Raw genomic sequence first — 20,619 nt, forward strand, 5'->3', positions numbered from 1 at the left:
TTCCCTGGCGTCCATGCATCTGCCGCAGAAGCGGCTGCAGCCGCGACCCGACTCCAGCCGCACGCAGGACAGCAGCATCGCCCAGGGCGCCCAGCCTTGGGCATCATCCGCACGTTGCGTGGATCGCCAGCGATCCACGGCCGCATCACCCTCGAAGGAACATCGCGTGAAGCGTTTGCTCAAACTCGCATGCGTGGCGCTGGTGGGCGCCATCCTGCTGTTCTACCTGCTGGCGGAGCACGCCGGCCCCTGGATCATGCCGCGGTTCATCACGATCCGTGTCGTGGCGGGACCCGATCGGCCACTCTCGGGCGCTAGGATCCGCGTCCAGCAGGACGTGTGGTCGATTCCGTGTCTGAGCTACATGGGGATCTCCGGCGCGAGTTGCGCGTCGGGCAAATGGACGGTCTTCCATGGCCGCCTGGATCGCAACGGCGAAGCGCGGGTGTTGGTCTTTCAGGCAGCCGGGCTGCGGGCGGATTCGTATATCGCCTGCATCAATGGGAACCAGTACGAGGGCTACTTCGCCTACACAGAGTGGCCAGAGCAACAGGACGTGCAGCGTCTCACCCTGGACTACAAGCGCCTGGAGCAACAACGAACAGGTTGCATGAACGGCTATGGAGAAGAACGGCTGGCGGCGCCGGCCTGGTGGGATGCCGCCTTGAAGGAAGATGCGGAGGCGGAGGCGGAGGAGGACGATTCGTCGCAATCGACGGCTCAACAACCTCCGGATAGCTCACCGACATCGGACGGACCGTAGGAACCAGGCTGCAGGAGCGGCTTCAGCCGCGACCTGCCATGTCACCAGGTGGCGATGCAGCCTATGCCCAACGGTTTGCAGCGCACTACTACCATGCAGATGGATCCCGGTCGATCGCGATGCTGCCGATGACGGAAGGGTCTGCGCGTCGGGATTGAAGTCCCTCCCACACGGTCGCTTGCGTACACTTCGCATACGACACAGCGGCCCTGGGCGAGCGGCCGCTGTGTCGTATCAGGATGCGATTCGATCGAGTGCCAGGTGGCAACTCGACCGAGTGCCATTCAACGCAACGAACGTCGAATCAGACCCGCGGATCAGGCGGGTTGCCGCGGCCCGGGCGATCGTAGCGATCCGAATCGAAGGCCTCGCGTACGGCCGCCTTGGCCTGTGCCCAGCTCAGCCGCGAGCGATCCTTGGCGCGCTCCCAGCCGCTTTCCAGGTCCGTGTCCAGGCGGTCGTCCCAGACCCGGTCGCGGTAGCGGCTGCGCGCCTGCACGCCGTAGCGGTAGGCCGGGCGGTAGTCGTCGTAGCTGCTGTCGGTCTCGCGGTAGTCCACGGTGTCGAAGCGATCGGCGTAGTAGCGGTCGCTGTCCTCGTAGGTGCGGTAAGTGGCGTCGGCACGCTCCCAGGAATCGCGCGCGGCCAGCCGCGCCTCGTCCCACTCCAGGCGCGAGTCGCCGCGGCGCGTGCCCCAGTCGTGAGACAGTTCGCGCTCGTGTTCGTCCCAGGTGCGCGAGGGATACTGCTCGCGCGCCTGCAGGCCGAGCCCATAGGCCGCGGCGTAGTCGCGGTCGTAGTCGTAATCGGCCTTGGCGTAGTCGCGGTTGCGGTATTCCTCGCGCCAATAGGCGTCCTCGCCGGTGGGATCGATGCGCTCGGCCACGCCCTTGCCCGCGGCTGCGCCGGCGACCACGCCCACCGCCGCGCCGATCAAGGTGCCGAGCGGCCCGAACACGGTGCCGGCCAGCGCGCCCGCGGCCACGCCGCCGGCGGTGCCGCCGATGCCGACCCCGACCGGATGCGAACCCGGGGTGCCGGAAATCGGATCGCGATTGAGATCGCGGGCTTTGTCGTTGTTGTCCATGGGTATGCTCCGTGGCGAAGGAAGGAAGCACCGGCTGCAGGCCCGTTCGGCGGCGGCGGGTGTCGGCGCACAGTCGCAAGCGCGTGGTGAATCCGCCGTGGCACGGCGGTGAACCCGTGATGAGGGAGAGAGTGCGGCTTCGTCACCTGGACACAACGCCTACTGCGTCGCCCACCATGCAGCGCAGGCATGCAACCGGCCAAGACAGTGCTGCATCAAGCACGTCGGCGTATTCGGTACGACCACGCACTCCGCGTCGCTGACGCATGCACAGTCACGACATGGCTGACGCAGTCAGATTGGGCGCCCACGGCGTATCCGCCTGCGCGATCGCGCTCCCGCACGGCGCCAAGGCATCGCCGGGTGGCACTGCTGCCTCAGCCGCGCCGCCAGACCAGGCAGCGGTTGTTGGCCGGCATCGCCACGTCTTCCTGCAGCGCCAGTCCCTGCGCCTGCGCCAGCGCGTCCACCGCCTCGGCATCGCGGATGCCGCTGGCCGGGTCGCGCGCCTTCAGCCACGCATCGAAGTCGCGATTGCTGTCGCTGGTGAAGGCACCGCCGTAGTTGAAGGGGCCGTAGACCACCAGCATGCCGTCGGTGCTGTTTGCCAGCAGTTGGCCGACGCCGGCGAAGAACGCCTGCACCGCGTCCCAGCCCATGATGTGCAAGGTATTGGAGGTGAACACCGCATCGTAGCCGGTGCGCGGCCACGGCCCCTCGCGCACGTCCAGGGCCAGCGCCGGCGGCGTGTTCGACAGCGCCGCCACCTCCAGCCACTGCGCGATGCCGGGCAGGTGCTCGGCGCGCTCGCTGCATTGCCAGGTCAGCTGCGGCAGCGCCGCGGCGAAATGCACCGCGTGCTGGCCGGTGCCGCTACCGATCTCCAGCACCTGGCGACGATCGGCGAACTGCCGCTGCAGCACCTGCAGGATCGGATCGCGGTTGCGGTCGCAGGACGGGGCGTAGGGTCGATCGCTCATCGTGTCGTGCACCTGTATGTGCCATTGCGCGCCACGACGGCACGCACCAGTGCGAATGGCAGCGGCGGACGGCTCATCCGCGCGAGCGCACGAAGATGCGCTTGCCGCCGCCCTCGTTGCCGCGCTCCTCCAGTTCGAAGTGCGACGACAGCCGGCGCAGCAGGTCGCTGAGCTTCTTGTGCCCGTACAGGCGCGGATCGAAATCCGGCCGCACCTTGTTCAGATAGCTGCCGACGCTGCCGAGCCCGGCCCAGCCCTGGTCGTCGGAGGCTTCCTCGATGGCCTGGCGCAGCAGGGTCAGCGGCGCCTGCTTGGTCTCGGTGGCGACGGGCACGGGCTCGGGCTTGGCCGGCGTCGCGGCCGGCTTCTTGCGGCCCTTGGCCGCCGGCTTGGCGGCCGCAGCGGCAGGCTTGGCCGGTTCGGCGGCGCTGGCCTCGCTGCGCAGCACTTCGGTGTAGATGAACTTGTCGCAGGCCTGCACGAACGCATCCGGGGTCTTGCGCTCGCCGAAGCCGTACACGGTCGGTCCTTCCTCGCGCAGGCGTTGCGCCAGGCGGGTGAAGTCGCTGTCGCTGGAGACCAGGCAGAAGCCGTCGAAGCGGCCGGTGTAGAGCAGGTCCATCGCGTCGATGATCAGCGAGCTGTCGGTGGCGTTCTTGCCGCTGGTGTAGGCGAACTGCTGCACCGGGCTGATCGAGTGCTTCAGCAGCGCCTGCTTCCACTGGGTCATGCGCGTGCTGGTGAAATCGCCATAGATGCGCTTGACGCTGGCCAGGCCGTACTTGGCGACCTCGGCGAGCAGGCCTTCGATCACAGAGGGCTGCGCGTTGTCGGCGTCGATCAGCACCGCCAGCCGTGGCTGGTCGTCGTCGCTGTCGGAACGGTGGCGGGTTTTCATGGCGTGCACCTGCGGCAAGGAAAGATCGGGAGAAGCGTGGCGGCGGCCACCACTGTGCCAGCGCGCGCTGCCCACAGCCAGCGCAACGCGGCGACCGCCATGGCTCATCGCCCGGCCGGCAACGCCTCGTAGGCCTGGCGTACCGCCGCCTCGCCGTAGCGGCGCTCCAGCCGGCGCACGATGAAGTGGCCGCGCGCCATCGCCTGGAAGTGCGAGATGAACACCGTGTTGAGCAGCGCGCCGCTGGCCGCGCCGACCAGCGGCACCGCCTGCGCCGCCAGCTTCTCGCTGACCGTGACCGAGAACTTGGCGGCGATGCGCGACAGCAGCGACACCAGCACCGGCGCACCCTTGCTGCCCAGGCCATGCGCGGCGATGTACTGCGCCGCGGCGCTGAGTTGCTGCGCCATCGCCGCGCGCACCGCGAAGTAGCCCGATTCGCTGCCGTCGTCGCGGTGGCTGCGGCCGCCGTGCGCCAGCACCTCCAGACACGCGAGGGCGGTCGCCGGGTCGTCCAGGCGCTCGCCCTCGGCGCGGGCGATGTCGGCGATCGAACGCAGCATCAGGGTCGTGGTCAGCGGCAGTTCCACCACCAGCCCGGGCAGGCCGAAGAAGCCGCCGGCCGCACCGGTCGCCGCCACCGCGGCGCCATGCAGGCGCGGCCGTGCGCGTTCCGGCGCCTGCTCACGCAGGGTCAGCAGCGCCGAGCGCAACGCCACCCGCAGCGCGCGCTGGCTGACCGCATCGATGCGCGAGGACAGCAGTTTCGGCAGGCGCTTGTTGATCAGCGCCTCGATCGGCGCGCCCACCGCATTGGCGATCTTCGCCGCCAGGCCTGGGTGTTCCAGCAGGGCGCGCGCCTGGGCCAGGTCGCGGTGATCGGCGGCATCCATCACGGGGACGGGCAATAGCGAGGTCATGGCTGAAGCTCGTGGCGAGGGAGGCGACAGCATGCACCGGGCCGCCCCGGCATGGTGTCGAGGGACGATGACCGGTGCGGGACGTTAAGGAATCGCGCGGCCGGAACGCGTGATCGGGATTGAGGCAGGCCCCTGCCGCACACCGCGCCTGCGTCTGGCCCACGCGGCGCCGGGCGCGGTCCAGACAGGACGGCCGGTCCACCGCCAGGCCAAGCGTGGCGCCCTGGCCCCGGCGACATCGCGCCGGTCCACCGAACTGGCCATGGCCCAAGGTGGCAGGACAGGATCGGCGCTGCAGAGGCAGCCGTCATAGCGGCGGTTGCATGCCCCGCGACGCACGCTGTAAACCCGCTTCTCGTATCGCAGGCAACGACTGGCCGGCCAGACCAGCTACCCCTGCACGCACTGAGCCAGGTAGTCGCGCAGGCGCTCCTGCAGATGGGGCACGGCCTGGGGATGGGCGAGAAATTCGGCCACGGGCATCAGCAGCCACCCCCGGCCTTCATCGCCGAAGCGGATGCTGGCGATCTCGGCACAACTCAGGCGGCCAACGAACAACCAGCTCGGCAGGCACCCGGGCTGCAGGGACGGATAGCAGCGGCCCCAGGTCAGCCTGTCTTCCTCCAGCACTAGGCCGAACTCCTCCTGCAGTTCGCGCAGAGCGCAGCGCTCGGGGCTCTCGTCGTCCTCGCGGCCGCCGCCAGGCAGGTCCCAGAGTCCCGGCCAGGGAATCTCCGGCTTCACATCGCGCTGGTACACCAGCAGCGCGTCGTCGCACAGCAGCGCCAGCTTGGCGCCGTTGAACGGTTGCATGGCGTCCTCCGCGGTAGGTAAAGGGCCAGTCTGGACGCGATACACGCCTCGATGTGCGCCAGGCCACTTCGCGCGCGTCTCAACATATCCCACACGCCTAGATCCGCTCCAGCGCGCGCTGGTGGGTGCGCGGTCCGAACCGGCCCACCACCGCGGCGGCCATCAGCAGGCTGGCGGCGATGCAGGCGAGCACGCCGCGGTGGCCGGTGCGCTCCAGCAGCATGCCGATCAGCAGGCTGCTGGAGGCCGTGGACAGGCGGCTGAAGGAGTAGCAGAAGCCGACCGCGCGGGCGCGCAGCGCAGTGGGAAACAGTTCGGCCTGGTAGCCATGGTAGGCGAAGCTCATCCAGGCATTGCAGAAGGTGACCGCCGCGCCGCAGGCGATCAGCAGCAGCGGCTGGCTCTGCCAGGCGAACAGCAGGCCGAACAGCATCGCGCCCAGCGCCGACACCACCACCTGCCACTTGTTCTCCCAGCGCTGCGCCACGCCGATCAGCAGCAGCGGCGCCAGTGGATACGCCAACGAGATGGCGAAGGCGTAGCCCAGGCCGTGCACGCTGTCGGCGCCCTGCCGCGCCAGCAGCGCCGGCAACCAGTTGCCGAAACCGAAGAAGCCGATCGCCTGGAAGATGTGGAAGCTCACCAGCATCGCCATGCGGCGCCGGTACGGGGGCTGCCACAGCGCGGACAGTTGCGGCGTGGGCGCGGCCGGCGCCGAGGCCGGCTCGGGTGCGGGCAAGGGCCGCCCCAGGTCGGCGGTACAGCGCGCTTCCAGCCGCTGCAGCACCGCGTCGGCCTCGGCGTGGCGGCCCTGCGTGGCCAGCCAGCGTGGCGACTCCGGCAAACGGCTGCGCAGCCACCACACCGCCAGCGCGAAGCCACCGCTGAGCAGCGCCACCCAGCGCCAGCCGCTCAGGCCCAGCGGCGCGTGCGGCACCAGTGCCCAGGCGCTCAACGCCACCGCCGGCACCGCCAGGAACTGCAGGCAGAACGCCAGCGCGAACGCGGCGCCGCGCATCTGCCGCGGCACTATCTCCGACAGATAGGTATCGATGGTGACCAGTTCCACGCCCAGGCCGATGCCGACCACGCCGCGCCACAGGATCACCCCCAGCGCGCTGTGCTGCAGGCCCATCGCCACCGTGGCCACGCAGTACCAGAGCAGCGCGAAGGAGAACACCGCGCGGCGTCCGACACGATCGACCAGCGGGCTGAGCAGGCTCGCGCCGAGGAACAGGCCCAGGAACGTCGCCGAGGCGAACGCGGCCTGGTCGGCGATGCCGAACACGCCGGCCGCGCCCTCGGCGAAGATGCCGTCGCGCAACAGGCCGGGGCTGAGGTAGGCGGTCTGGAACAGGTCGTACAGTTCGAAGAAGCCGCCCAGCGCCAGCAGCGCGACCAGGCGCCACAGGGTGCGGGTGGGCGGCAGGCGTTCCAGGCGCGCCGCGACCAGGGCGACGGGATCGGAAGCGGCAACGGCGGCATCGCGCATGCGGGTGGGTCCTGGGGGGAGGAAACGCGCCGCCGCATGCTGCCCGATCCGCCGCCGCGCGCGCCACCGCGTCGGGTCGAAACTGCCGACCGCGCCGCATCGGCGTTCAGCCGGATGTCGGCTTCGGCGCGACCAGCCGCTGCGGGCGCCGATTACGCGTCAGCGCAGGAACAGGATGTCCAGGTCGCGCTCGGGCACGAAGTCGCGCTGGCGAAACTCGAAAGTGAGCGCATCGGTGCGCTGCAGTTCGCCGTCGAAGCACAGGCTGAGCAGGTCGCCGGGGGCGCGCTTCTTCAGGGTCAGGTGGAAATCCTGGATCGGGCCCTTCCAGTTGGCGCCGGTGCGCAGCACGTAGCGCAGGTTGCTCCACTGCAGGCCGTTGCCGCCGGCGCGGCGACGCAGGCGCTGTTGGGTGGCGGCGTCCAGGCAGGTGGATTTGGCGTACTCGCCGATCAGGTCGCTGGCCGGCATCGGCACGCCGGTGGCGACGCTGGGCACGTAGCTGTGGCGGATCGCCACCGTGCCGCCGGCGGGAAAGCGCTGCTGCCAGACGAAGTACTCGCTGAGCGTGAAGCGCGGCTGCCCGTCGGCGTCGAACCAGCGCGCGGGCAGCGGCGTGCGGCCGGCCGGGACGGTGCCGCCCTCGACGTACTCGGCCAGGTCGTCCGGCGTCCAGCCGCTGGCCGCCCAGGCGCGCGAGATGTCGCTGCCGTCCAGCTTCGCCACCAGCTTGCGCTCAGTGCGCACCGGCTTGCCGTCTACCCACAGCCTGAAGTCGGTGAGCGCGCTGTGGTCGGCCATGCCGAAGTACATCGGCGGCATCGGGAAAGCGATCGGCACCAGCAGCTCGCGCGTGCTGGTGTTGGTGAACACGTAGTCCACCTGCACCCGCTCCTCGCTGATGAACAGGTCTTCCTTGCTCATGCGGATGTCCGGCTGGCGGATCAGTTCGATGGAGCCATTGGCGTCGCCGATGCTGCTGTCGTTGGCGAAGGCGGCAGCGGCCGCGAGCAGCAAGGACGAGAACAGCAGGGGCAGCAGGCGGCGCGGCGAGACGTTGGCGGTCATGGAGTCGACGGTCGGCGAGGGAAGGCGCCGCGGCCGCAGCACGGCAGCGGGGAACGGGCGGGCGCCATGGTAACCGCGGCGGCATGGCCTGCCGCATCGCGCCCTGCCGCTGCGTTTGCTACGGTAGCCGGCGCCGCCACGGGGGGAAGGCCATCGCCATGTTCAGAGCATTCGCAACGCTGGCGCTGCTGGCGTCCGCCGGGCTGGCCGCGGCGCAGGCGCCAGGCCAGCGCAGCTACGCCAATCCGATCGACCTGGATTACCGCTACAACTTCGAGCAACTCAACGAAGGCATTTCCTATCGCACCGGCGCCGACCCGGTGTTCGTGCGCTTCGGCGACGCCTACTACCTGTTCCAGACCCTGGCCGACGGCTACTGGCGCTCCAGCAACCTGCTCGACTGGCAGTTCGTCACGCCCAGCCGCTGGCCGTTCGAGAGCATCGTCGCGCCGGCGGTGGTGGCCGACGGCGACCGCCTGGTGATCATGCAGTCGGCCTTCGAACCGCGCCCGCTGCTGCAGACCCGCGACCCGGCCAGCGGCAAGCTCGACTTCCTGACCCGGCTGCTGCCCAAGCTGCCGCGCGCCCAGCCGATCGGCACTGAGATGAAGGGCCGCCCGCTCAGCGACGTGCCGCCCGGCCCCTGGGACCCGGACCTGTTCATCGACGACGACGGCCAGTGGTACCTGTACTGGGGCTCGTCGGACCGCTATCCGCTGTATGGCATCGCCATGGATCGCAACGCGCAGGGGTTCGCCTTCCGCGGCGTGCCGACGCCCTTGCTCGCGCTGGACCCGGCGCAGCACGGCTGGGAGCGCTTCGGCCCCGACCACCGCGGTGCCCGCTTCCCCGACGGCAGCCCGATCGGCAGCTACCTGGAAGGCGCGTGGATGACCAAGACCGGCGGCCGCTACTACCTGCAGTACGGCGCGCCCGGCAGCGAGTACAACGCCTACGCCAACGGCGTGTACGTCGGCGAGCACCCGCTCGGCCCGTTCGTCTATGCGACGTACAACCCGGTGGCCTACAAGCCCGGCGGCTTCATGCAGGGCGCCGGCCACGGCTCCACCTTCCAGGACGCGCACGGCAACTGGTGGAACAGCGGCACCGCCTGGATCGGTGCCAACTGGACCTTCGAACGGCGCATCGTGCTGTTCCCCGCCGCCTTCGCCGCCGACGGGCAGATGCGCGTGTCCACCCGCTTCGGCGATTTCCCGCACTGGATGCCGGACGGCCCGGTGGCCGACCCGGAGGCGCTGTTCACCGGCTGGATGCTGTTGTCCTACCGCAAGCCGGCCACCGCCTCGTCCACCCTGGACGGCTTCGCCGCCGACCGCGCCACCGACGAGGACCCGCGCAGCTACTGGGTGGCCGCACGCAACACGCCCGGCGAGACCCTCACCGTGGACCTGGGCGGGGAACGCAGCGTGCGCGCGGTGCAGGTCAACTTCGCCGACTACGGTGCCGGCCGCTACGGCGATGCGCCGGACATCTACACCGCGTTCCGGCTGCAGCACTCGCGCGACGGCCGCCACTGGCTGCCGCTGGCCGAGGTCGGCGACGGCGCCGACCGCCGCGACCGGCCCAACGCTTACCTGCAACTGCCCGCGCCAGTGCGCACCCGCTACATCCGCTACGTGCACGGCCACGTCGGCGCCGCGCACCTGGCGATCAGCGACCTGCGCGTGTTCGGCAACGCCGACGGCGCCCCGCCGCCGGCGCCGACCGGTGTTGTCGCGCAGCGCGAGGCCGACCGCCGCAATGCCCGCGTGCACTGGCAGGCGGTGCCCGGCGCCGTCGGCTACAACGTGCGCTGGGGCCTGCGTGCCGACCGCCTCAACCTCACCTACCAGGTGTTCGCCGACCGCGGCACCGACCTGGAGATCCGGGCGCTGAACCGCGACCAGGACTACGTGTTCGCCGTCGAAGCCTTCGACGAGCGCGGTGTCTCCCCGCTGAGCGCCCGCATCGCCGTGCCATGAAGCCATCACCGCCTTCCCGTATGCTTGGCCCCACCTCGACCGCGCACCGGCGATGCGGCGCGCGGCAGGATCGGTTGCCGATCGAAGGAGAAGGACGATGCACCAGCACCAGGGAACCCAGCACCAGCGCCGGCTGCGCGCCTGGCTGATCGCCGCGATGGTCGCCGGCGTGTGCGGCAATGCCGCCGCGCAGCAGACCGACCCGCGCGATGCGCAACTGCAGCAACAACAGCGCCTGCTGCAGCAGCAGGCCCAACAGATCCAGCAGATGCAGCAGCAACTGCAGCAGATGCCGCCGGCCGGCGCCGAAGCCGCTGCACCGAGCGATGGCCTGTCCGCCGCCTACCACGACTGCCGCAAGCAGGCCCAGGGCCTGGACGAGAACCGCCGCTGCATCCAGCGCGAACAGCGCGTGCAGCAGGAGCGCCTGGACCGCGCCTACGACAAGCTGCGCTACCGCATCAGCGGTACCGACCGGTCCCGCCTGATGGACGCGCAGTCCACCTGGCAGCAGTCCAACGACCAGGCCGCACAGCTCGACCGTGCGTTCGGCGCACGCGGCCAGGAGGCGGGCCTGCAAAGCGCCGAAGCCACCCTGCGCCGGATCAGCTCCCGCGCCGACGAACTGGAAGGCTATACGCGCGGCGGGCGTTGAGGGCAGCGACAGGCAAGTTGTCGGACGATACGCGGCAGCGTGTTGCGGTGCCGAGCGGGCGATTGTCCCCGGCAGCAGCGCACGGTTGAGGTCTTTCAAAGGCGTTGCATGGAGGCCGGAGATGGCAGGCATGGAACAACGGGATCGGATTCGTAAGCGGAGCACGTCGCCACAACTGCCGCACCCTGGCCTTGTCTCATCGTTCAAATGGGCGCACGCGCGCTGGCTCGGCACCCGGTGCCTCGGGGCCCTGTCCGCGATCGTGCTAAGTGGCGCAGTCGCGGCGGCTCCGTCCTTGCCGTCGGGCGCGGAGTTGTTGGCGTTGCAGAAGGACGCGCTGCGTCCGACATATTCGCAGTGTCTCTCCAAGGCGATGCAGCAGGAGGCGCGGGAACGCTGCGTGGACGAGGAGTTCGCCTACCAGGACGGCGAGTTGAACAGGGTCTACCGCGCCCGCATGGCGGCCCTGCTCTCCGCGAAAGAGCGATCGACCTTGCAAGCCGCGCAGCGCCAGTGGATCGCGCAGATCTACCAGGACCGTTGCAAGCTGCCAGAGCAGGCAAGCCCGACGATGCGCCTGGATGCCAAGCAATGCAGACTGGCCACGACGATCGGCCGACTGCGCCAACTGAACGATCCGCAGTTCGTCGCGTCGATCAGTGCCGCCAGGCCGATCACGCCGTCGCCCGATGCAGGCTCGGTGGCGAAGGTGTTTACTGCGACTGGGCTGCCGGATGCGGCGGGACAGGTCGCGTTTTCCCTGGGAGATCTAAGCCTGCAGGTCGCAGACGCGCATTGTCGCGACACCGGCGGGCTACTCCTGCGCTGCGCGCCCGCGACGGTCGTGGTGCAGCGTCAAACAGGTAAACAGTCCATCCCTGTCCCGTCGCTGGTCTTTTTGAACAAGACAGCGGATCAACAGGACTATGTCGCCGCCTACCGCGGCCCCATCGCCCAACAGGGCGAAGAGAGCGAGGGCCTGCGCTATACCGCGATCGTCTCGGACATCAATGGTGACAGCTACGACGATCTGCTGTTGTGGACCGACTTTTCCGGCCGCCTCGGCGCGCCCGCCTATACCTATTATCTATTCGATCCAAAGGCCAAGCGCTTTGTGAAGAGCGAGAAGCTCGCGCAGGCGACACGCGGCCTCACACTCTCCGGCATCAGCGGCACGACCCTGCACCTGTGGTCGGAAGAAGGACAATGCAAACGCACCATGGTGACGCTTGCACTGCGTGGAACGACACCGACGCGGCATTCCAGCAAGACCCTCGATTTCTGCGAGTAGCCAGCCAGTACGGCGCAGCCCTCGCACGCCCCAGAGAGACAAGGACTTCCCATGAGCGACGGATACGGCAAGCAGAACGCAGGATTCGGGCTGACACGCGAACAGTCGGTCGACCTGATCGTCCGCAGCTGCCTGGATCACGGTGTCACCGACACCCGGCAGATCGCATATGTGCTGGCCACCGCACAGCACGAATCCAGAGACTTCCAGGCACCTGAAGAGGACTGGGGGCGAAAGCAGGCCGTGACGCTGTCCTATCACGGTGGCGAAGCCTATTACGGCCGCGGCTATGCACATCTCACCCATGTCGAGTTGTACGAAAAGCTTGGCGAGAAGGCCGGGCTAGGCCGAGAACTCGTGCAATCGCCAGGCCGGGCTGCGGAAGCCGCCATTGCGACGAAGATTCTCGTCGCCGGCATGCGCGATGGCGACTTCGTGCCGGGACAGACCCTGGCCGCCCATATCAACGCCGACAAGCAGGATTATGCCGGCGCACGCGCGATCATCAATCCCCGTGATGCGGCAAGCGTGCAAACCATCGCCGGCTATGCGCGCACGTGGGAAGCTTCGGTACCGGCGCTGGTAGAGCGCGCCCAACGCGAGGGCGTGGCGCCCGCGCAAGCGCCGGCTGCATCCAATCCGCCGGTATCTGTCGGCAAGGGCGATGCGAATCAAACCGTCTTCGAAGCACAGCAGTATCTGGCGGCGTTGGGGATGACCGATGGCAAGGGCAAGGCCATCTCGCCCGATGGTGATTTCGGCGCCGGGACCGAACATGCGGTCAAGCAGTACGAACGCAGCAAAGGCGTGGCAGAGCCAACCGGCCGCGTCGATGCCGCCATGCTGGCCGAACTGCGCGCCGATACCTTGCAGGCACAGCCGCAATTCAAGCGCCAGACCATGACGGACCTATACGGGCCATTGAAGGACGGGGAGCTCCGCCGAGGCGAGAAGGGTGAACCCGTCTATGAACTGCGCCGGCAGTTGCAGGGCCTGGGCTACATCCAGAATGCGCCTCCGAACTGGAGCGGCGACCGCCTTTACGACGAGCACATCGAAACCGGCGTCCGTGCGTTCCAGAAAGCCAATGGGCTACAGGAGACCGGACGCGCCGATACGGAGACGCGGCGACAGTTGAATGCGTTCGCGGTGAGCCAGCATCTAGCGCCGACCACCGAATTCGACCGTCCGGAAAATTGGCCGCCGCAACCGCCGCCGTATACCAGGGCCGAGTACCAGACCCGCCAGCAGGCACCAGGCCAACCCGCCCAATCCGCACCTGCAGCGCAAGAACCATCGCCAGATCGCCGACAAGGCCAGGCACCGACGTCGGCAACGCCTGGTGCCATGCACAGTTCGCTGTATCAGGACTGCTCCAACGGCGTAGACGCACTTGACCGGCAACTGGGCCGCGCGTCCGACACGGCGAGCGCATGCATGAAGGCGAGCCTGACCGAGCTCGCCACACGCAGCGGCCTTACCCGGGTCGATCATGTGCTGCTCAGCGAACGCGGTCGTCAGGCCGAACCAGGGCAGTACGTCTTCGTCGTCGAAGGCGATCCACGCAACCCCGCCAGCCTGCGCGCGCACATGCCGACCGACCAGGCGATCAAGACACCAGTGGAGGTGTCCTTCGGTGCCCTGGCGCAATCGCAGCAACGCCAAGCCAGCGTGCAGGCCGAGTTGGGCGGCGAGCAACAGCTCGACGCGCAGGTGCGTCAAGCACAAGGCAAAGGCATGGGCTGACACGTCACCCGCAGATGGCATCGCGACGTTGGACCCTGCAGTCTCACCACACCTTGGAGAACGTTCCGATGCACGCCTACGACATCGAACCCGGAGATTGGCAGGACGGCGCGCCCGCTCCCGACAGCGACGGCTGGTGTTTCGGCCTGCCGCCGGGCATCGCCGCGGCGCAATGGCCGCTGGATCCGTGGAGCGGCTATCCGATGCAGCACGGCTTCACCCTGCGGCTGCCACCGGACTACCGCGTGCACGGCCCGGACATCGTCGCGGTGTCGTTCTTCGCCACCGCGCCGGACCATAACGACGGCGGCCCGGCCGGAACAGTGGACGGGATGCACGCCGCGATCGCCACGCCTGCGCAGGCGCTGGCCGACCCGGCGCTGCAACCGTTCCGCGAACGCGCGCTGCAGGCCCACCCGCGGCTGCGGCGCATGCAGGACCTGCTGGACTGCGCCTATGCGCTGATCCTGCTGCGGCAGGAAGAGGTGGATGGCGCGCCATGCCGACCGCCGCCGCTGGTGGACAGCCCGTTGCTGCAGCAGACGCCGCCGCCGGAATGGTTGCAGGTCGGAAGCGCGACAGTCTGCGAAGCGTGGGACGCGCGCAGCGTGCCGCTGCCGCAGGCGCCGGACCGTTTCGCCCTGCATCGTCCGCTGCGGCTGCGCCTGCGCGAGCACGATCCCAATGCCGGCGTACCGCCGCGCGAGACGTTCGGCGACGCGCCCGATCCCGGCGGCTATCAGCCGTTCTACTACTGGCAGGACGGCGTGGTCAGCCGCGAGCACTACCGCGAACACGACTGGGCCGCCGGCCACGCCATCAACCACCTCGGCGGCACCATGCGCCCGATACAGGGCATCCCGGACTTCAGCCCGTACTACATCGAGTTCGACGAGGCCTTCGGCGGCTACAACTTCGGCGGCGGCATCGCGCAACTGGACATCCAGGACCTGCGATTGGACTGGGCCTGCGGCTGAGGTCGCCGAGGTGGGCGACGCTTGCGCGGCGGCGCGCTCACGGCCCCGCTGCGCAGCCCCCGCCCTGTTCCGCGCACACCTTCATGGCGCGTTGCAGTTCGGCCTCGCTCAGCTGTGGAGGTGGCCGCGCGACGGCAGCCTGGACCTGCTCGGGGCCGCCGGTCAGCGCGTGCAGGCCCTTGGCCGCCTTGCCGGCCAGGTAGTAGACACCGAGCGCGATGTAGCCGCCGCTCTGGCTGACCTGCTCCACCGAGGGCGGCGGCCGCCAGTCCTTGTCGAAGCGGTTGGGCGGCGGCGACACCGGATTCTTGAAGCGATACAGGTCCAGCGGCTCGCCCTCGTCCGGCGGCAGCGCGCGCACTTCGCCCAGGGTCTGGATGTCGGGCTGCGCAGCGGCGTCGGATGTGGACGGCGGTGCGACCGAGGGCGGCGGCGGCGCAGCGGCCGGTGCGGCGGGCGCGGCCTGTTGTGCCTGCACATTCGCGCACGTCGCCAGCAAGGCGATTGCCAGCATCGTGCGCAGGCGCCGGCCGTTCGGATCCGCTGTGTGCATGCTGTCCATGACGCCCGAGCTTACGGACGCGGCACGGCCATCTCTAGCGCATCGGCGCCACCGTTCACGTCGCCGACAGCGGGCGCAGGCACAGCCAGATCGCGCACCAGTGCGCCAGTGCGCCGCCCAGCACGTGCGCATGCCAGATCGCACGGTTGTAGAGCATCGACTTGCGCACGTAGAACGCCACGCCCACCGTGTAGATCGCCCCGCCGGCAGCGATCAGCCACAGCACCGGCGTGTCCAGCCCGGCCACGATCGGCTTGACCGCCGCCATGCCCGCCCAGCCCAGCAGCAGGTAGATCGCCACCCAGAAGCCCTTGGCGATGCCGGGCAGGAACAGCTTGGCGAACACCCCGAACAGCGCCACGCCCCACACCGCCAGTGTCATCGACCAGACCCAGGCGCCGGACAGCGCCAGCACGAAGAACGGCGTGTAGGAGCCGGCGATCATCACGAAGATGCCGGCGTGGTCGAGCTTGCGCAGCACCGGCTGGCGCTGCGGCGGGGCGAAGTTGTACGCCGCCGAGCAGGCGAACATGGTCAGCAGCCCCAGCGCGTAGATGCTGGTGGCCACGATCAGCGCGTCGTTGGCATGGGCGCGCCAGACCAGCAGCGCGCCGCCGACCACGGCCAGCAGCAGGCCGGCGGCATGCACGAGCAGATCGGCGCGGCGCGCGGCGGCGGTGCGGTAGTGCGGGGCTGGCGAGGAAGTCGATGCGGACAAGGCGATCTTCGGCACTCCGGGAAGCGGTGCCTTGGTGCTGGGGGACGCACAGGATACGCGCGTAGCGGCTGATCCCTGCTTCGCCACGCGCAGCATCCTGCCAAGACCGCGCTGGCGATTAGTTACCGAGCGGATAGCGCGTGTCCAGATCGTCGAGTGCGCGCTTGTTTCCTGCCGGCGAAGGATGGCTATCGGCACCTTCGCGCTCCAGTGCCTGCTCCCATTGCCGCACTTGTTCCTTCAGCTTACGTGCATAGGTCTTGAGCTGGGACGGGGTGACGCCGCCCTGCTCCTGCCAAAAGGCGGCTTCGACCGACGTGCGGAACGTGCTATCCGCGTACACCCACAGAGCGCGACCGATGGTGCTGTCGTCGCCACTACGTTTGCCCAATGCCTGCGCGTCTGCGTCGACGCGGATAGTGCCGTGGATCTCGAACGCCACCCGCTGCGCATCGGCAAATGTGACCTTCAGATGCGCATGCAGGTTGCCGGAAGACGGCAGGGCCTTGGTGACATCCTTGATGTAGACGTTGGCGTCGACCGACGCCTTGTTGCTGAAGCCGTTATCCTGCAGAAATTCGGCGGTGACCATGGTATTCGCTCCTGAGTGTGTGAACACGGTCCGTCATTGCACGACGGGTAGCGAAAGCCTCGCGCCGCGCGCGGGACACGGCCATCGGCACAAGCCTGATCTGCGTAGTACGCGCTGCCGAGGACGTGGCATCGGCACAGATGGCTGCTTTGTCGGTATAGACGCGCAGGACCGGCACGCATCGCCAACCGGCCGCCGCATGCAGTGCGAACAGCGATGCGTTCCCCATGCAATCACCCAGCCTGAATCCGCTCAGCCTGCCCGCCTCGCCTCGACGGCTTCCGTCTCATACCCTGAGACGCGATTTCGCTTCCCTGTTCCGCTTTGAGAGCCGTGCCGATGCCCGCCCACGCCTTAGCCCCGCGCACCGAGGACGCCGAGCGCGCCCTGTCCACCACCGACGGGATGCCCTCGCGCGATGGCGCCCTGCTCAGCGCGCGGCTGGAGCGCCGCTACCACGACCGCATCACCGGCAGCTTCACCATCCCCGGCCAGGCCGGCCGCTACGCGCCGATCCCGGACGACGTGCCGCCGGCGCTGGCCGCGGCATTGCGCGAACGCGGCATCGCGCAGCTGTACAGCCACCAGGCCGAGGCCTGGGACGCGGCGCAGCGCGGCGAGCACGTGGCCATCGTCACCCCCACCGCCTCGGGCAAGTCGCTGTGCTACACGCTGCCGGTGGTGGCCGCGGCGATGACCGCGCAGGCCAAGGCGCTGTACCTGTTCCCGACCAAGGCGCTGGCGCAGGACCAGGTTGCCGAGCTGCTGGACCTCAACCGTGCCGGCGACCTCGGGGTGAAGGCCTTCACCTTCGACGGCGACACCCCCGGCGATGCGCGCCAGGCGATCCGCCTGCACGGCGACATCGTGGTCAGCAACCCGGACATGCTGCACCAGGCGATCCTGCCGCATCACACCAAGTGGGCGCAGTTCTTCGAGAACCTGCGCTACGTGGTGATCGACGAGATCCACACCTACCGCGGCGTGTTCGGCAGCCACGTCGCCAACGTGCTGCGCCGGCTCAAGCGCATCTGCGCGTTCTACGGCGTCACGCCGCAGTTCATCCTGTGCTCGGCCACCATCGGCAACCCGCGCGCGCATGCCGAGGCGCTGATCGAGCAGCGCGTGCACGCCATCACCGATTCCGGCGCGCCCAGCGGCGACAAGCACGTGCTGCTGTGGAACCCGCCGGTGGTCAACGCCGACCTGGGCCTGCGCGCCTCGGCGCGCTCGCAGAGCAACCGCATCGCGCGCATCGCGATCAAGTCCGGGCTCAAGACCCTGGTGTTCGCGCAGACCCGGTTGATGGTGGAGGTACTGACCAAGTACCTGAAGGACATCTTCGACCACGACCCGCGCAAGCCGCCGCGCATCCGCGCCTACCGCGGCGGCTACCTGCCCAGCGAGCGCCGCGAGGCCGAGCGGGCGATGCGCGCCGGCAGCATCGACGGCATCGTCTCCACCTCGGCGCTGGAACTGGGCGTGGACATCGGCGCGCTGGACGTGGTGGTGCTTAACGGCTACCCCGGCAGCGTCGCCGCCACCTGGCAGCGCTTCGGCCGCGCCGGACGTCGCCAGCAGCCGGCGCTGGGCGTGCTGGTGGCCAGTTCGCAGCCGCTGGACCAGTACGTGGTGCGGCACCCGGACTTCTTCGCCGATGCCTCGCCGGAACACGCCCGTATCGCCCCGGACCAGCCGCTGATCCTGTTCGACCACATCCGCTGCGCCGCGTTCGAGCTGACCTTCGTCGCCGGCGAGGCGTTCGGCCCGGTGGACCCGGCGGTGTTCCTGGAAGCGCTGGCCGAGAGCGAGGTGGTGCACCAGGAAGGCGACCGCTGGGAGTGGATCGCCGACAGCTACCCGGCCAATGCGGTGAGCCTGCGCTCGGTGGCCGACGGCAACTTCGTGGTGGTGGACAAGACCGACGGCAAGCAGCAGATCATCGCCGAGGTGGACTATTCCGCCGCCGCGCTGACCCTGTACGAAGGCGCCATCCACATGGTGCAGAGCACGCCCTACCAGGTGGAAAAGCTGGACTGGGAAGGCCGCAAGGCCTACGTCACCCGCACCCATGTGGACTACTACACCGACAGCATCGACTTCACCAAGCTCAAGGTGCTGGACCGCTTCGACGGCGGCGCGGCCGGGCGCGGCGACGCGCACCACGGCGAGGTGCACGTGGTGCGGCGCGTGGCCGGCTACAAGAAGATCCGCTACTACACCCACGAGAACATCGGCTACGGCCCGGTCAACCTGCCCGACCAGGAACTGCACACCACCGCGGTGTGGTGGCAGTTGCCGCAGGCGACCCTGCTCAAGGCGTTCGGCAGCAAGCAGGACGCGCTGGACGGTTTCCTGGGCGCGGCCTACGCGCTGCACGTGGTGGCCACGGTGGCGGTGATGGCCGACGCACGCGATCTGCAGCAGGCGGTGGGCGACGGCGACGGCGCCTGGTTCGCGGTGGCCGACGCCAAGGGCCGCGGCCAGTTGCGCGGTGGCGACAGCGGCGAGCCGGCCAGCGTCGAACTGCAGCAGTTCGTGCCCACCGTGTACCTGTACGACAACTTCCCCGGCGGCGTCGGCCTCAGCGAGCCGTTGTGGCGGCGCCAGGCCGAACTGGTGCAGCGCGCGCGCGAACTGGTGCAGGGTTGCGACTGCGTGGCCGGCTGCCCGGCCTGCGTCGGCCCGGTGCTGGCCGCGCAGGAGGAAAGCGCGACCACGCCTCGGGCGCTGGCGTTGCGCGTGCTGCGCTTGTTGCTCGACGGCGAGGACGACACGGCGCTGGACGCGCACGGCGCAACCACGATCGCCATCGATGCCGATGCCGATGCGCTGCCGGAGTGGAGCGCATGAGCATCAGCCTGGAGCGCCTGCGCGCGCTGCGCCGGCAGGCCGGCGATGCCAGCGCCGAGCGCACGCCGGCGTACTCCGGCAATCCCACCGCAGCCGACGCGCCGCGTGCGTCGCGCACGGACGCTGTGGCGGCGACGCCCACGCACGCGCCGCGGCAGGCAGCGCCGCAGCCGCGCGAGGTCGTATCGCAGGCAACTGCAACGCCGGCCCCACGCACGCCACCCGCTCCCCCGCGCAGCGGCGGCGCCGATACCGCGGTAGCGCCGCCCATCGCCATCGCCCCGTTCGACCGCGGCGGCACCGATGTGTCCGCGCTGCGGCGCCTGCTCGGCCTGCGCGAGCGTGCGGTCGCGCCCACCGCGGCTGCATCCCCACGCAAACTGGCCGCGGCGCCGGACCGGCACCTGCCCGGGGTGGAGATCGCACCCGGGCTGCACCTGATCGAGGCGTTCCTGCCGCAGCCGATTCCCGCCGGCGCGCTGTCGCTGGCCTTCGCCCGCCGCGAGGACGCGGTGGACCCCACCGACCTGCTGTTCTTCGACACCGAAACCACCGGCCTGGCCGGCGGCACCGGCACCCGTGCCTTCATGATCGGCGCGGCCGACTGGAGCGTGCATCCGGCCGACGGCCCGGGCCTGCGCATCCGCCAGTTGCTGATGACCACGATGGGCGCGGAGAAAGCGATGCTGGAAGCGTTCCGCGCCTGGCTGCGGCCGGGCACCGTGCTGTCCAGCTACAACGGCCGCTGCTACGACGCGCCGTTGCTGAAGACCCGCTACCGGCTGGCGCGCTGCGCCGATCCGCTGTCGGCGCTGGACCACGTGGATCTGCTGCATCCCACCCGCCGCCGTTACCGCGGCACCTGGGAGAACTGCAAGCTCGCCACCATCGAGCGGCAATTGCTGCGGGTGGTGCGCGAGGACGACCTGCCGGGCTCGGAAGCGCCAGCGGCGTGGCTGAGCTACCTGCGCGGCGGCAACGCGCGCAACCTGCGCCGCGTCGCCGCGCACAACCACCAGGACGTGGTCACGCTGGCGCTGCTGCTGCAGCGCCTGGTCGCCGCCGAGGCCGAGGAACGCGCGCTGGCGGCTGCGGCGTCGGCGTAGGCGCTGCGCACGCCGCCGGCGACATCACTCCAGCCGCTGCGCATTGCCCGCGGCGATGGCGGCATCGAACAGGCGGTCGACCTCGCGATCGATCTGCGCGCTCAATTCGCCCTGAC

Annotated in this window: 18 protein-coding genes; 8 read left to right on the forward strand and 10 right to left on the reverse strand. The window is 69.5% G+C overall.

Annotated elements, in window-relative coordinates:
- Positions 1 to 166 precede the first annotated feature (166 nt).
- The gene (locus CEK68_RS13800; protein ID WP_226977878.1) at positions 167 to 763 is read left to right on the forward strand and encodes a hypothetical protein; all 597 of its coding nucleotides are present in this window, start codon (positions 167 to 169) and stop codon (positions 761 to 763) included.
- A gap of 304 nt (positions 764 to 1,067) precedes the next feature.
- Here CEK68_RS13800 and CEK68_RS13805 read toward each other — a convergent pair whose 3' ends face one another.
- From CEK68_RS13805 to CEK68_RS13835, 7 genes are all read right to left on the reverse strand, one after another.
- On the reverse strand, positions 1,068 to 1,850 hold the full coding sequence (locus CEK68_RS13805; RefSeq protein ID WP_010340940.1) for a hypothetical protein: 783 nt from the start codon (positions 1,848 to 1,850) through the stop codon (positions 1,068 to 1,070).
- Positions 1,851 to 2,227: 377 nt separating this feature from the next.
- Positions 2,228 to 2,830 (reverse strand): DUF938 domain-containing protein, encoded by a 603-nt coding sequence (locus tag CEK68_RS13810; RefSeq protein WP_152239706.1) that lies wholly within the window; start codon positions 2,828 to 2,830, stop codon positions 2,228 to 2,230.
- Between the two features lie 73 nt (positions 2,831 to 2,903).
- A complete protein-coding gene (locus CEK68_RS13815; RefSeq protein ID WP_152239707.1) occupies positions 2,904 to 3,728 on the reverse strand; it encodes an NYN domain-containing protein in 825 nt (274 codons plus the stop codon).
- A 104-nt stretch (positions 3,729 to 3,832) separates the two neighbouring features.
- Positions 3,833 to 4,648, reverse strand: a complete 816-nt coding sequence (locus CEK68_RS13820; RefSeq protein WP_193314202.1) for an EcsC family protein — start codon at positions 4,646 to 4,648, stop codon at positions 3,833 to 3,835.
- Between the two features lie 390 nt (positions 4,649 to 5,038).
- On the reverse strand, positions 5,039 to 5,461 hold the full coding sequence (locus CEK68_RS13825) for an NUDIX hydrolase (protein ID WP_152239708.1): 423 nt from the start codon (positions 5,459 to 5,461) through the stop codon (positions 5,039 to 5,041).
- 97 nt (positions 5,462 to 5,558) lie between these two features.
- Entirely contained in the window at positions 5,559 to 6,953 is a 1,395-nt protein-coding gene (locus CEK68_RS13830) for an MFS transporter (protein WP_152239709.1), read from the reverse strand.
- A 159-nt stretch (positions 6,954 to 7,112) separates the two neighbouring features.
- The gene (locus CEK68_RS13835) at positions 7,113 to 8,021 is read right to left on the reverse strand and encodes a DUF4424 family protein (protein ID WP_152239710.1); all 909 of its coding nucleotides are present in this window, start codon (positions 8,019 to 8,021) and stop codon (positions 7,113 to 7,115) included.
- 158 nt (positions 8,022 to 8,179) lie between these two features.
- On the opposite strand from CEK68_RS13835, the gene CEK68_RS13840 reads away from it, so the two are divergent.
- The 5 genes from CEK68_RS13840 (at position 8,180) to CEK68_RS13860 (ending at position 14,672) form a co-directional block, all read left to right on the forward strand.
- Positions 8,180 to 10,003, forward strand: a complete 1,824-nt coding sequence (locus CEK68_RS13840) for a family 43 glycosylhydrolase (RefSeq protein ID WP_193314203.1) — start codon at positions 8,180 to 8,182, stop codon at positions 10,001 to 10,003.
- A gap of 97 nt (positions 10,004 to 10,100) precedes the next feature.
- A complete protein-coding gene (locus CEK68_RS13845) occupies positions 10,101 to 10,658 on the forward strand; it encodes a lysozyme inhibitor LprI family protein (RefSeq protein ID WP_152239711.1) in 558 nt (185 codons plus the stop codon).
- Between the two features lie 121 nt (positions 10,659 to 10,779).
- On the forward strand, positions 10,780 to 11,949 hold the full coding sequence (locus CEK68_RS13850) for a lysozyme inhibitor LprI family protein (RefSeq protein ID WP_152239712.1): 1,170 nt from the start codon (positions 10,780 to 10,782) through the stop codon (positions 11,947 to 11,949).
- Between the two features lie 51 nt (positions 11,950 to 12,000).
- Positions 12,001 to 13,695 (forward strand): peptidoglycan-binding protein, encoded by a 1,695-nt coding sequence (locus tag CEK68_RS13855; RefSeq protein WP_152239713.1) that lies wholly within the window; start codon positions 12,001 to 12,003, stop codon positions 13,693 to 13,695.
- Between the two features lie 68 nt (positions 13,696 to 13,763).
- Positions 13,764 to 14,672, forward strand: a complete 909-nt coding sequence (locus CEK68_RS13860; RefSeq protein ID WP_152239714.1) for a hypothetical protein — start codon at positions 13,764 to 13,766, stop codon at positions 14,670 to 14,672.
- Positions 14,673 to 14,709: 37 nt separating this feature from the next.
- Here the strand turns inward: CEK68_RS13860 and CEK68_RS13865 are convergent, their stop codons facing one another.
- The 3 genes from CEK68_RS13865 to CEK68_RS13875 all read right to left on the reverse strand — a co-directional run bounded on the left by CEK68_RS13865 (position 14,710) and on the right by CEK68_RS13875 (position 16,544).
- The gene (locus CEK68_RS13865; RefSeq protein WP_193314204.1) at positions 14,710 to 15,186 is read right to left on the reverse strand and encodes a hypothetical protein; all 477 of its coding nucleotides are present in this window, start codon (positions 15,184 to 15,186) and stop codon (positions 14,710 to 14,712) included.
- A gap of 103 nt (positions 15,187 to 15,289) precedes the next feature.
- Entirely contained in the window at positions 15,290 to 15,952 is a 663-nt protein-coding gene (locus CEK68_RS13870) for a hemolysin III family protein (RefSeq protein ID WP_153751676.1), read from the reverse strand.
- 118 nt (positions 15,953 to 16,070) lie between these two features.
- Positions 16,071 to 16,544: a hypothetical protein gene (locus CEK68_RS13875; RefSeq protein ID WP_152239715.1), complete on the reverse strand. Its 474-nt coding sequence runs from the start codon at positions 16,542 to 16,544 to the stop codon at positions 16,071 to 16,073.
- 339 nt (positions 16,545 to 16,883) lie between these two features.
- On the opposite strand from CEK68_RS13875, the gene CEK68_RS13880 reads away from it, so the two are divergent.
- Positions 16,884 to 19,397, forward strand: a complete 2,514-nt coding sequence (locus CEK68_RS13880; RefSeq protein WP_150410059.1) for a DEAD/DEAH box helicase — start codon at positions 16,884 to 16,886, stop codon at positions 19,395 to 19,397.
- Positions 19,394 to 20,503: a ribonuclease H-like domain-containing protein gene (locus tag CEK68_RS13885; RefSeq protein ID WP_343194013.1), complete on the forward strand. Its 1,110-nt coding sequence runs from the start codon at positions 19,394 to 19,396 to the stop codon at positions 20,501 to 20,503. Before CEK68_RS13880 ends, CEK68_RS13885 begins: the two co-directional genes overlap by 4 nt.
- Positions 20,504 to 20,619 lie beyond the last annotated feature (116 nt).

Source organism: Xanthomonas sp. LMG 12461 (assembly GCF_009192935.1).
GTDB classification, from domain to species: Bacteria; Pseudomonadota; Gammaproteobacteria; order Xanthomonadales; family Xanthomonadaceae; genus Xanthomonas_A; species Xanthomonas_A sontii.

Coding starts and splice junctions, on each gene's coding strand:
- CEK68_RS13805 (WP_010340940.1), bottom strand. CDS start 1,850: ATGGACAACAACGACAAAGCCCGCGATCTCAATCGCGATCCGATTTCC.
- CEK68_RS13810 (WP_152239706.1), bottom strand. CDS start 2,830: ATGAGCGATCGACCCTACGCCCCGTCCTGCGACCGCAACCGCGATCCG.
- CEK68_RS13815 (WP_152239707.1), bottom strand. CDS start 3,728: ATGAAAACCCGCCACCGTTCCGACAGCGACGACGACCAGCCACGGCTG.
- CEK68_RS13820 (WP_193314202.1), bottom strand. CDS start 4,648: ATGACCTCGCTATTGCCCGTCCCCGTGATGGATGCCGCCGATCACCGC.
- CEK68_RS13825 (WP_152239708.1), bottom strand. CDS start 5,461: ATGCAACCGTTCAACGGCGCCAAGCTGGCGCTGCTGTGCGACGACGCG.
- CEK68_RS13830 (WP_152239709.1), bottom strand. CDS start 6,953: ATGCGCGATGCCGCCGTTGCCGCTTCCGATCCCGTCGCCCTGGTCGCG.
- CEK68_RS13835 (WP_152239710.1), bottom strand. CDS start 8,021: ATGACCGCCAACGTCTCGCCGCGCCGCCTGCTGCCCCTGCTGTTCTCG.
- CEK68_RS13840 (WP_193314203.1), top strand. CDS start 8,180: ATGTTCAGAGCATTCGCAACGCTGGCGCTGCTGGCGTCCGCCGGGCTG.
- CEK68_RS13845 (WP_152239711.1), top strand. CDS start 10,101: ATGCACCAGCACCAGGGAACCCAGCACCAGCGCCGGCTGCGCGCCTGG.
- CEK68_RS13850 (WP_152239712.1), top strand. CDS start 10,780: ATGGCAGGCATGGAACAACGGGATCGGATTCGTAAGCGGAGCACGTCG.
- CEK68_RS13855 (WP_152239713.1), top strand. CDS start 12,001: ATGAGCGACGGATACGGCAAGCAGAACGCAGGATTCGGGCTGACACGC.
- CEK68_RS13860 (WP_152239714.1), top strand. CDS start 13,764: ATGCACGCCTACGACATCGAACCCGGAGATTGGCAGGACGGCGCGCCC.
- CEK68_RS13865 (WP_193314204.1), bottom strand. CDS start 15,186: ATGCTGGCAATCGCCTTGCTGGCGACGTGCGCGAATGTGCAGGCACAA.
- CEK68_RS13875 (WP_152239715.1), bottom strand. CDS start 16,544: ATGGTCACCGCCGAATTTCTGCAGGATAACGGCTTCAGCAACAAGGCG.
- CEK68_RS13880 (WP_150410059.1), top strand. CDS start 16,884: ATGCCCGCCCACGCCTTAGCCCCGCGCACCGAGGACGCCGAGCGCGCC.
- CEK68_RS13885 (WP_343194013.1), top strand. CDS start 19,394: ATGAGCATCAGCCTGGAGCGCCTGCGCGCGCTGCGCCGGCAGGCCGGC.